The organism is Acinetobacter sp. 226, from assembly GCF_048147925.1.
GTDB lineage: Bacteria > Pseudomonadota > Gammaproteobacteria > Pseudomonadales > Moraxellaceae > Acinetobacter > Acinetobacter pecorum.
Window position 1 is genome coordinate 1 of record NZ_JAYWYX010000043.1, and the last position, 10,075, is coordinate 10,075.

The 10,075-nt window shown below is 37.2% G+C and carries 11 protein-coding genes and 1 pseudogene; 6 read left to right on the plus strand and 6 right to left on the minus strand.

The window, feature by feature from the left end; genetic code table 11:
- From VXP95_RS14605 to VXP95_RS14615, 3 genes and pseudogenes are all read left to right on the plus strand, one after another.
- Nucleotides 1-99, plus strand: a pseudogene (locus tag VXP95_RS14605) (mobilization protein); the annotation flags it as partial.
- Nucleotides 100-116: 17 nt separating this feature from the next.
- Entirely contained in the window at nt 117-836 is a 720-nt protein-coding gene (locus VXP95_RS14610) for a DUF6998 domain-containing protein (protein WP_180054140.1), read from the plus strand.
- Between the two features lie 266 nt (nt 837-1,102).
- On the plus strand, nt 1,103-3,157 hold the full coding sequence (locus VXP95_RS14615) for a TonB-dependent siderophore receptor (protein WP_416712301.1): 2,055 nt from the start codon (nt 1,103-1,105) through the stop codon (nt 3,155-3,157).
- 520 nt (nt 3,158-3,677) lie between these two features.
- On the opposite strand, the gene nadS is transcribed toward VXP95_RS14615, so the two are convergent.
- From nadS to VXP95_RS14630, 3 genes are all read right to left on the minus strand, one after another.
- Nucleotides 3,678-3,950, minus strand: a complete 273-nt coding sequence (gene nadS, locus VXP95_RS14620) for a NadS family protein (protein WP_004641921.1) — start codon at nt 3,948-3,950, stop codon at nt 3,678-3,680.
- Nucleotides 3,943-4,263: a type II toxin-antitoxin system RelE/ParE family toxin gene (locus VXP95_RS14625; protein WP_000897309.1), complete on the minus strand. Its 321-nt coding sequence runs from the start codon at nt 4,261-4,263 to the stop codon at nt 3,943-3,945. Before VXP95_RS14625 ends, nadS begins: the two co-directional genes overlap by 8 nt.
- 111 nt (nt 4,264-4,374) lie before the next feature.
- On the minus strand, nt 4,375-4,926 hold the full coding sequence (locus tag VXP95_RS14630) for a macro domain-containing protein (protein WP_033134790.1): 552 nt from the start codon (nt 4,924-4,926) through the stop codon (nt 4,375-4,377).
- A gap of 56 nt (nt 4,927-4,982) precedes the next feature.
- Between VXP95_RS14630 and VXP95_RS14635 the strand changes: the two genes are divergently transcribed.
- The 3 genes from VXP95_RS14635 to VXP95_RS14645 all read left to right on the plus strand — a co-directional run bounded on the left by VXP95_RS14635 (nt 4,983) and on the right by VXP95_RS14645 (nt 6,731).
- On the plus strand, nt 4,983-5,459 hold the full coding sequence (locus VXP95_RS14635) for a DUF1643 domain-containing protein (RefSeq protein ID WP_033134783.1): 477 nt from the start codon (nt 4,983-4,985) through the stop codon (nt 5,457-5,459).
- Between the two features lie 405 nt (nt 5,460-5,864).
- Nucleotides 5,865-6,293, plus strand: coding sequence for an organic hydroperoxide resistance protein (locus VXP95_RS14640; protein ID WP_005108699.1), 429 nt, complete (start codon nt 5,865-5,867; stop codon nt 6,291-6,293).
- A gap of 6 nt (nt 6,294-6,299) precedes the next feature.
- Nucleotides 6,300-6,731 (plus strand): MarR family winged helix-turn-helix transcriptional regulator, encoded by a 432-nt coding sequence (locus tag VXP95_RS14645; protein ID WP_005108698.1) that lies wholly within the window; start codon nt 6,300-6,302, stop codon nt 6,729-6,731.
- 309 nt (nt 6,732-7,040) lie between these two features.
- Here the strand turns inward: VXP95_RS14645 and VXP95_RS14650 are convergent, their stop codons facing one another.
- The 3 genes from VXP95_RS14650 to VXP95_RS14660 all read right to left on the minus strand — a co-directional run.
- On the minus strand, nt 7,041-7,583 hold the full coding sequence (locus VXP95_RS14650; RefSeq protein WP_253135657.1) for a plasmid replication DNA-binding protein: 543 nt from the start codon (nt 7,581-7,583) through the stop codon (nt 7,041-7,043).
- A 66-nt stretch (nt 7,584-7,649) separates the two neighbouring features.
- On the minus strand, nt 7,650-8,579 hold the full coding sequence (repM, locus tag VXP95_RS14655; protein ID WP_253135655.1) for a replication initiation protein RepM: 930 nt from the start codon (nt 8,577-8,579) through the stop codon (nt 7,650-7,652).
- A 536-nt stretch (nt 8,580-9,115) separates the two neighbouring features.
- Nucleotides 9,116-10,075, minus strand: a 960-nt coding sequence (locus VXP95_RS14660) for a MobA/MobL family protein (protein WP_416712300.1), incomplete at its 5' end; no start/stop codon positions are given.

Sequence of the window (10,075 nt, forward strand, 5' to 3'; positions counted from 1 at the left end):
AAAATCACCGAAGATGATGAGCAAGCCAGAGCAAAACTGATTGCTCAGATGGACAAGTATTTGACTGATGAACGTGATCGTAAGCTCTTTAATTTATAAGTGATAGGGAATTAATCATGGCATTGAGCCAATTCGATATTATTAAGTCTTTAGGTGAATCTATTGAATGGTTTGAAAAAGAACTCTCTTGGGGAATGCCTATTGCAGAATTAAGGCATTTAACAGGAAGAATTGGGGAACTTTATGTAGCTATGATGACCTTAGGGCAATTAGCCGATTCAGTTAATCAGAGAGGTTATGATGTAGTTTCCAGTACTGGACAAAGAATTTCTGTTAAGACTGTTACTACAGCAAGTCATGTAGATTTTAATCTTAAAACGATTGAGTTAGTGGACAGAATTATTGTTTTAAGAATTAACCCTGAGGACCTCTGTATTGAAGTAGTCTATGACTTAAATATAGAGCAGTTTCAGGCTAAGTCACGAGAATACAAAGGGAAATATATTTTAGGTATTTATAACAAAATACTTTTAGCTAATTCAAAAATAAATATAGGGTTAAATGTTCCTACTGAAACAGAAGTGAAAGTTGAAAATAATCATGAGTTATTGATTTTAAATAGTATTTTTTATGATGGATATGAGATAAAACAATATGAAAATGCAAGAATTGAAGTTTATAAGGATGGTGAAAAACAACCATCAGCTAAAGAAATTTTGAGACAGATAGCACTCCCTTTAAATGTCTCTTTAAATAATTCAGCTGGAAATCCTAAAAATACTCAGCAATTGGGGGATCATGTGATCAAGGCAATAAAGAACTTTAGATCAACCTGATTTCGCATAAGAGATTTTATGTTAAATAGCCCCTCGATCAGGAGCTATTTTTTTTACTTCGCATAACGTGCATTATGTTAATTTTAGAGAAAGTTTAAAATTAGGCAATAATTTATAAGAATCATAAAATATAAAGCTAAAAAAATGAGAATTTGATGTGTATTTTTATAATTTGCGAATTACAATCATTCCCATTAAAATTTCAGTGAAATATTCTTGTGTTCAAACGTCGTTTATTACCAAGCTTATTGCCTCTTACCTGCGCAATGCCAGTCTTTGCAAGTGATCAAATCATTACTTTACCTTCCATTACCTTACAAGCAACAGGCGCAACTGAAGATACTGAAAAAGCCTATAAAGTTAGCTCTGCGAGCTCAGCAACTCGTACCAACACTTCACTGAAAGAAACACCTCAAGCTGTAACCGTTGTTCCAAAAGCTGTATTAAAAGATATTCAAGCAACGCGTTTATCGGAAGCACTAGATGTTGCAGGAGTAGGGCGTGCAAATAACTTTGGCGGGCAAGGTTTAACGACTTTTACTTCACGCGGATTTACCAGTGGCGAATATTACCGTAATGGTTTTCCAATTAACCGTGGTTACCCCAATGCACCAGATAGTAGTACCGTTGAACGTGTTGAAGTTTTAAAAGGGGCGTCATCAAGTTTATATGGTCGTGGTGATCCTGGTGGCACATTTAATGTCGTCAGCAAAACACCTCAAGCTGAACGAAAAACCACTTTAGGTCTAAATGTTGATGAGGAAGGTTTATACCGTGGTACTGTGGATACCACAGGCGCATTAACAGAAGATAAAAGCCTGACTTACCGTTTAAACTTGATGGGTGAAAATGGCGATACCTATCGAGATAATGTAGATACCAAACGCTGGAATATTGCACCTGTATTGCAATGGACGCCTTCGGATGCGACTAAACTTACGCTAGAGGCCGATTTTTTACGTAATCAACATGCCCTAGATCGTGGTTTTACCCGTTATGATGGGCAACAGAAAACCTCATTCGACTCATCAGACTATTGGTGGGAATCAGGCAAAGATCGCAATCGCCTATATAATAATAACGACATGCTACAGTTCCGAATTGAACATGCGCTGAATGAGGCATGGAAATTGAATGTTGGCACTCAATATTTAAATGGCAACCTGCATGGTTACGCTGTTGAAGCCAATGGCGTCAAAGCAAATACTAATGGCGAAGTGATTACCCGTAACTATAACTGGCGTAACTTAGATTGGATTGATAAGAATTTCCAAGCCAATGTCGTTGGTAATTTTAATCTATTCAATTTACAACATACCTTCATCTCGGGGATTGAACTTGAAGATTATGATTATAAATCTTACATCATCCGTTCAAGAGATAGCTTTGATTTAAACATCAATCAACCATACAACACACAGCCATTGCCTGAATTGGTGAATGTAACGACGAATGATCGCGAGCAATTGAAAAGCCAAGCATTCTTCGTGCAAGATCAAATCCGTATCACGGATCGTTTAAATACTTTGATTGCGATGCGCTTTGAAAACTATAAGCAGGATTATAGCAACTTCGTAAATAACTCGTCTTGGTCTACAGACAACAATGCCTTTATTCCACGCGTGGGTTTGACTTATGACCTGACAGATCAACTCACGGTTTACAGCAACATTAGTAAATCGTTTAAACCAAACTCTGGTGCAGATCGTAACAATCAAGGTTTTGATCCTGAAGAAGGTATTTCTTACGAAATTGGTTCGAAGTATGCCTTATTGGATAACCAGCTTTCTTTTGATACTGCTATGTACTATGTAAAGAAAGAAAATGTATTAACCTTAGACCCATTAGATTCCACCAAAAGCATTGCTGCGGGTGAAGTTACCAGTAAAGGTATTGATTTGAGTCTTGTTGGTAATATCACACCAGCATGGAAAATTATCGGTAATTATTCCTATGTCGATGCTGCCGTAAGCAAGGATAATACTTTGGCAAAAGGTACGCGTTTGGCCAATATTCCACAAGATTCATTCAATCTTTTAAGTATTTATGAGTTTAAGTCTGGTGCATTAAATGGTCTAGGCTTAGGTGTGAATCAACGTTATGTTGGTAGCCGTAAAGGGCAAACGGCCAATAGCACCTATAACATGGAAAGTTATGCGACCACAGATCTTATTTCTTATTATGATTGGAACAAAGATGTACGCTTAAGCTTTGATATCAAAAATATCTTTAACAAAGAATATGATGATAGTGCTTTCAACCGCTATGTATACCCAGGGCAGCCCCGTACTGCGAAGTTAGGAATAACATATAGTTTTTAATTTAAAGAAAGCCAGCATTAATGCTGGCTTTCTTTATTATTTGTTCCTATTTCTACTATTTAACATAATGGCGGTTATACGCAATACACTTGTATATTAATATAAATTTCAAGCACTTAATGAAAACAGAAAAATCCAAAAATGCCCAAAAAGCCGATTTTGAAACAAGTCGGCTTTTTTATGAGCAGTTTTGGAATGTTTTGCCAAGAAAATTGATTAATAAACGATCAATTTGGTAATGAGTGCCCATTTCATGCGGATCCAGGTTCCAAAACTATCCCCAATTGCTGGGGATAAAATTTAGGCTATTTTGTACGCTCTGGCGTACATAAATCTCGGCCCTTTGCGGCTACCTGGGACAGTGGAATTTTCCTATGATGAACTCATCGGGAACAGGAAGTTCCATACAAGAATAACAAGAGATAAGCACAAGGACTGTAAGGTACGACAGGAGTTATACCGAGCGAACCAATACGAAAAACCCCGGCAGGATGCCGGGGTTTTTTATTATCTAAACTTTTTAAATTAGGGTTGGATGGGCATCCAGAATGCGAATTAGAGTCGCTGCAGGACCAGTCGGATATCGACGGCCTTGTTCCCAGTTTTGCAGGGTTCTCGCGCTGATATGCAAACGTGCAGCAAATTCTGCCTGGGTTAAGCCAGTTTTCTCACGTACTTCTTTTATATCTGGTAATTCAAGCTCAGTCACTCGACTTGCTTTGATTTCATTGCGTTTGATGGCACCAGCTTCTTTGATTGAAGCAACCAGGTCATCAAATAAGTTGTTATCCATGAAATTGCTCCTTCACTAATTGACGTAGGATCGAGGTCTCTTTGTCTGTCAGATTATCTTTCACAGACTTTGGATAAGCGACTAGGAAAAAGATCTGATCATCCTCTGTGACCCAATAATAGATCACCCGGATACCACCACTTTTACCCTTATTACCTTGAGCACAACGTACTTTACGAATACCACCGCCATTCTTGATTAAGTCACCTTTATCGGGCTGTACTAAGAGATCTTGCTGGAGCTGACGATACTCTTCATCACTGACAAGCTCTTTGATTTGCTTGGTAAAAATACTGGTTTCAATGAATAACATAGGGTTAAGTACGTCAATGGCGTATAAGAATTTTAGCAGTTCTAGAACAAAAAAACGAGAGCTGTAGGCTCTCGTTTCGCATAATCAGTATTATGTTAATTTTAGGAAAACTTAAATTAAGATTTCAATTTTAGGGTCATCAATATTTTCTAATATGCCCTTATAAATCTCATAATTTACTATGTCATAGCAGACAAAAAAGACTTCTTTCACTTCATTATAAAAAGGTAATTCTGACAAGATAGTACCTATAGCAATTTCTGCTGCTAGCTGCTTAGGAAAGTTATAGACCCCAGTTCCCATATTCGGAACAGAAACTGTTTGAGCTTTAATTTCCTCTGCTTTTCTTAAAGCACTACTATAAGTATTACACAATAATTGTGGTTCATTTTTTTCACCATTTAGCCATCTAGGAGCAACCGCATGAATAACAAATTTAGCAGGTAGGTCACCTGCAACGGTTACTTCTGCACAGCCAGTCTGACAACCACCTTTTGTTTTATTTAGATGGATACAAGCCTCTTTCATCAGAGATCCTGCTTTTTTATGAATGATATAATCTAGGCCACCCCCACCTAACAAAGATTTATTTGCAGAACTAATAAGAGCATCTACTGGAAATTCTGTGATATCTCCATGAATTAAATTCACTTTCTTTTTCATAAGAATTAGAGGTTATGATACAAGATACATAATCATATATTTAAATAGAGGGGTTTATGGAAAAGGGTGCAATAATTTCAGATTGTAGTAAATATCGTTATTCACTTTGGCGTATTTGGGATAAAGAGAAACCTATATTTACATTTATTGGCCTAAATCCTTCAACAGCAGATCATATTCAAGATGATCCAACTATCAATCGCTGTATTAACTTTGCTAAAAGTTGGGGTGGGGGTGGCATCTACATGGCTAATCTTTTTGCATATAGAGCCACTGATCCACAAGAAATGATGTCTCAGGAAGATCCAATTGGCCCTGAAAATGATGCTTACTTGCAGCAATTAGCTACAGAATCTCATCAACTTATTGCTTGTTGGGGAAATGCTGGAATATTTAAAGACAGATCAACTTTTGTAAAACAACTTCTAAAAGATAAGCTCCATTATCTTAAATTAAATAAAAGTGGAGAACCTGGGCATCCTCTGTACATACATTCTTCAACAGAATTAAAGCCTTTTTTAGAACCCATTTAACATAATGGCTGTTATGCGAACCTAATTTTAAATAATAAAAAACCCCGGCATCCTGCCGGGGTTTTTCGTATTGGTTCGCTCGGTATAACTCCTGTCGTACCTTACTTTCCTTGTGCCTATCTCTTGTTATTCTTCTCTGGAACGTCCTGTTCTCTATGTCCCCATCATAGGAAATTGCAGCCAGGTCGTATAGGCGAAAAGGGCCGGAATTGATGTGAGCATATACGTACAAGATTGGCTAAAAACTATTCTAACTTTTACCTAAACTAGAAGAGCTTAATTCCTTAGTCATGACTAATATTTCGCATAACAGCCATTATGTTAAATCGCATATAAAAAAATTTGACATAAATTAAATTTTATACAATTATATTGCACACAATATATTATTTAAAGGTAATTAAAATGAGTAATCTTTATTCTACCCAAGTTAAAGCAATCGGTGGACGTTCAGGGAATATTCGTAGTGAAGATGGTATCTTAGAACTAAAATTAGCTTTGCCAAAAGAATTAGGTGGTCGAGGTGATGCAACGAATCCTGAGCAATTATTTGCAGCTGGCTATGCTGCATGCTTTGGAAATGCCGTGATCCATGTAACTCGTAGCAATAAAGAACATAAAATCCGTGATAACGATGTAGAAGTCCTGAGTACTGTTGGCATGGTTGCTAATGGCAATGGTGGATTTTCCTTAACAGTACACTTAGATGTCACTCTTTCAGGTATTTCACAAGCTGATGCAGAGAAGATCGTGGAACAAACGCATCAAGTATGTCCTTATTCCAACGCTATTCGAGGTAATATACAGGTATCGACCACTGTCTATACCAAATAAAAAGCTATGTCCAAGAATCAGCTTTGCCTAGATGAGCAACTATGTTTTCCTATTTATGCTGCATCTAATTTAATCGTAAAAGCTTATCGCCCTTTTCTTACACCTCTCGGACTCACTTATCCTCAATATTTAGTGATGTTGGTTTTATGGGAAAAAGAATGTGTAAGTGTGGGTGATCTTGGACAAATTTTACACCTGGATAGTGGGACACTAACGCCCTTACTAAAAAGAATGGAAAAGTCTGAACTTATTAATCGATCACGTGATCCTAATGATGAAAGAAGAGTCCTTATTTCATTAAAAGAAAAGGGTCGAGAGCTACGAGCTGCCGCAGAAATGATTCCTAAAGAGCTGACTCAAAGTATTCAACTTGAAAATTTAAATAAACTAAAAGAAGAATTAAAGTCATTGGTTAAAGTGTTATCAGAGAAAATTTAAGAAATCTTATTATCTGGTGATATGAGTCACTATGATTCTGAAAATTAATTAATTTTTCTAAAATTAACATAATACACCTTATACGAAATGCTTAGATCTTTCTCGTGAAATATCAGTATATTAGAAAAAGCCGTTCTGGACGCTAGGGCACCAGAACGGCTTTTTATTGATTATTCATGTTCCACGCTTACTATTTGATCGTTGTTCCACGGTTTTATTCAGTTTTAATAAACATCATCCGGTTTTTTGAGGAGTCATTATTTCAAGTGCTTGCACTGAAATTGGCTCATCAAAAAACTGGAATCTTGGCTAACCATATGGAAGGAAAAAGCGGCTTAGGAAGCCTCTCTTCTTCTGTTCTGGTTCAACATGCTCCGGGATAGGAATACGCTTATTGTCTTGCTGAGGAGTAGTCAATTCGTCATAGTTCGGTGCTAGTTCCGACCGAGGATCCGTTGCTATATCCTGTTTAAAGCTCTGATCGGTAAAGGTAGTCATATTGGCTTTTGGTGCTTCTAGTAAGCGCTGCATAGCTTCAATCTGTTCTTGATAAAACGATTCACGTTCTAAAGATTGATTTTCTCTCTGTATTGCCTGATTTAATTGTTTTTCCAGTATGTCAACTTGACGTTTTAGTAAGTCAACTTCTGTCAAGTTTTGACTGTTAATTGATTGACTTTGATTGACTGTATCCTCTTTTTTTTGTGGTTCCCCAAAAACTCTTAGGGCCTCTGAAAAGTCAATTAATCCATCAGATCCTTTAGATAAATTTCCTTTGTTTATATGTGCATATATGGCTTGTCTTGAATATCCATAAAGCTTAGCTAACTCTGAAACTGACAGTTTTTTCATTATGTAAACCAGTTTTCAACTTGTGTTAATACCTGACTGTTAACTTAACAATTTCAATTAACAATGTCATTGAAATCCTAATTTTCTGAGTAAAGGAAGTAATTCCTTAAATTTCTCTGCATCTTGCAGCATGGCAGCTATACGTACAGCAAACTGCTGATAGCTTTCTGTGCCTTGTGAATATTTACTCATCTCAGGAAGCTCTGAGAGCTTGTTGGCGAATAGATGGCGTTGTTTATCTGTTATTTTTGAAAAGAGGTCTAATGTATTCAGATCTCTTTTAGATTCGACTGAATGCGTGGCTGATTTTTTCTGTTTAAAGCTAAATGAAAAACCAGTAATAGATCTACCTGTTTTATGCTGTTCAACTTTGACAGTAATATCGGTATGTTCATTTACTTGTTTTAGTGCAATGTCTAAAACATATTTTTTAAAATCATACATTCGTTTGTATTCAGTCTCGAGTACACCTATTTTTTGTCTAAAATCATACATAGTTATGAGAGGCGTTTTTCCAGTACTACGCCATGCAATCAATATTTCATATAAACGAACAGCATAAGCACTTGTTAAATTACTTATTTGTTGTATTTCATACTTTGTAAATTGTTCTTCTAACCTAGTAATTAAAGGCACAATAGCAGGGGCAAAAATAAGTCTAACGACAGCTTCATTATCAATATAAGCCACCTCGCTCACCCATCTTGATTTGTGATTAATAATGTTACCTTTTTCACTAAGACTCTGATAACTGAATTGTCTTGCAAACAAGTCATCGCAAGCATCTTTTAACGCCTGATAAGCCGTATTTCGATGTACACCAAACTGATTAATATAACTTTCAGCATGAACTGTTAGTGGATCATTAGCATTTATCCCTTTACCTGATTCCCTTGCTTCAACAATAGCTAGGAGAATTAACCTCTGTTCAACTAGATCGAGGTTATAACTAGCATTGATTAAGGCATTATCTTTAACAACTAGTTCTGTTTTCATATGAAAAGATTATATTTTTAATTCAATAAGACGAGGTTATATAATTATCTCGCTTAATGCAAGGTAAACCTCGTTTTAATGCAAGGTAAACCTCGTTTTAATGCAAGGTAAACCTCGTTTTAATGCAAGGTAAACCTCGTTTTAATATCTCTAGAACCATTATGAATAAAGGATTACAGCTTAATTAAAAGCATTTAAAAGATTAAAAATAATTAAAAGCCCAAAGAATGAAAAATTGCCCTTGGTTTTCGCTTCGCTCAAACTCTATTGAATCTCGCTTTCGCTCGATTCGTCGGGGCAATTTTTGGTTAATATTTTCGTGAATTTGAGGAAAAGCAAAAGCAAGATCAAAAGCAGCTCGGAATTCGCTTCGCTCATAAGCTTTTTACTCGCTACGCTCGATTTAGGAATCAAACTTGGAAAGTTCGCACCCATGCGGGATGCTCTGCCATGCAGGTGATTGATGGATAGGGAGCTTGTAATCAGGGAAAGGAAAAGGCAAATTTTCTCAGTTCGCTCGTAGACACTCGCTCTGTTTAGCGACTCATACCACGAGATTTCATTTTAGGTGCATGTTGCTGTGCTTTGAGTTGTTGTTCTTGTCTAAGTTTCATCTGTTGTTCTGCTTTGATCTCATCCACACATTTTTTAATGACTTGGTAGGATGGGTATAGAGTCTGGTATTGCTTGGCTTTGGCCGGATGTTGTTGTTGGTACTGCTTCCAGGCATGTTCTTTAAACTTTTCATTTTCCAATAAATCCTTCACACCATGTTTTTTCTGGTGTTCATGCTGACCTTTCAGCTTTTTGTGTTCCTGATAAATAGCATCACGTTGGGCTTCCCAGGCTTTTTTTCCAAACAGTAAGGGTTTGTTCTGGGTTAATTCGTTGTGTTGATCGACCAGGCTTTGCAATTTGTCATGACTTTGCTTGAGTCCGCTTTTAACGATCTCCTGGGCAAGCTGCTGATTGAACTCGTTTTGATGTTTGTGGTGCTTGGTCAGGTTTATTTCGGCTTGTTTGAGATTGCGCTGCATAAAATCTAGGTCTAGATTCGCGTCTTTTGCGCTGATTTCGCGATTTAGCACTTTGCCAAGGGTTTCCCTCTGTTTTTCCTCAAATAGGGCTTTTTCGTCAATTGGTGGCGTTTTAGCGCTATTTTTGATTTGGATCTGCTGTTCAGTTTTCAGTGTGCTGAGTTTGATCTCATTTTCAGCAATCAGCAGATCCATATTTTTGCCGTATTGCAGCTGCGCCTGATTTCTCTGTTTGATTTCATCATTGCTTCGGCTGATTTCGGTCTCAATCCCTTTTCGGCGCAGTTCGGTGACTTTCGGTCCTTCGTGCAGGGTCGCTTCCAGGCCATTCTCCTGGTCTTTGTAGCTGCGGTGGTCAACTCTGGCTGTGGATCCGGCTAGATCCAGGTGCATATTGCAGATATCGGCAAAGTGTTCGCGCCAGTGCTCGATTTCTCCACTGTGTTTCTGATCGAGTTC

Excerpts from the sequence above, each read along its gene's own strand:
- VXP95_RS14610 (WP_180054140.1), top strand. The coding sequence starts at position 117 with ATGGCATTGAGCCAATTCGATATTATTAAGTCTTTAGGTGAATCTATT.
- VXP95_RS14615 (WP_416712301.1), top strand. The coding sequence starts at position 1,103 with ATGCCAGTCTTTGCAAGTGATCAAATCATTACTTTACCTTCCATTACC.
- nadS (WP_004641921.1), bottom strand. The coding sequence starts at position 3,950 with ATGGATAACAACTTATTTGATGACCTGGTTGCTTCAATCAAAGAAGCT.
- VXP95_RS14625 (WP_000897309.1), bottom strand. The coding sequence starts at position 4,263 with ATGTTATTCATTGAAACCAGTATTTTTACCAAGCAAATCAAAGAGCTT.
- VXP95_RS14630 (WP_033134790.1), bottom strand. The coding sequence starts at position 4,926 with ATGAAAAAGAAAGTGAATTTAATTCATGGAGATATCACAGAATTTCCA.
- VXP95_RS14635 (WP_033134783.1), top strand. The coding sequence starts at position 4,983 with ATGGAAAAGGGTGCAATAATTTCAGATTGTAGTAAATATCGTTATTCA.
- VXP95_RS14640 (WP_005108699.1), top strand. The coding sequence starts at position 5,865 with ATGAGTAATCTTTATTCTACCCAAGTTAAAGCAATCGGTGGACGTTCA.
- VXP95_RS14645 (WP_005108698.1), top strand. The coding sequence starts at position 6,300 with ATGTCCAAGAATCAGCTTTGCCTAGATGAGCAACTATGTTTTCCTATT.
- VXP95_RS14650 (WP_253135657.1), bottom strand. The coding sequence starts at position 7,583 with ATGAAAAAACTGTCAGTTTCAGAGTTAGCTAAGCTTTATGGATATTCA.
- repM (WP_253135655.1), bottom strand. The coding sequence starts at position 8,579 with ATGAAAACAGAACTAGTTGTTAAAGATAATGCCTTAATCAATGCTAGT.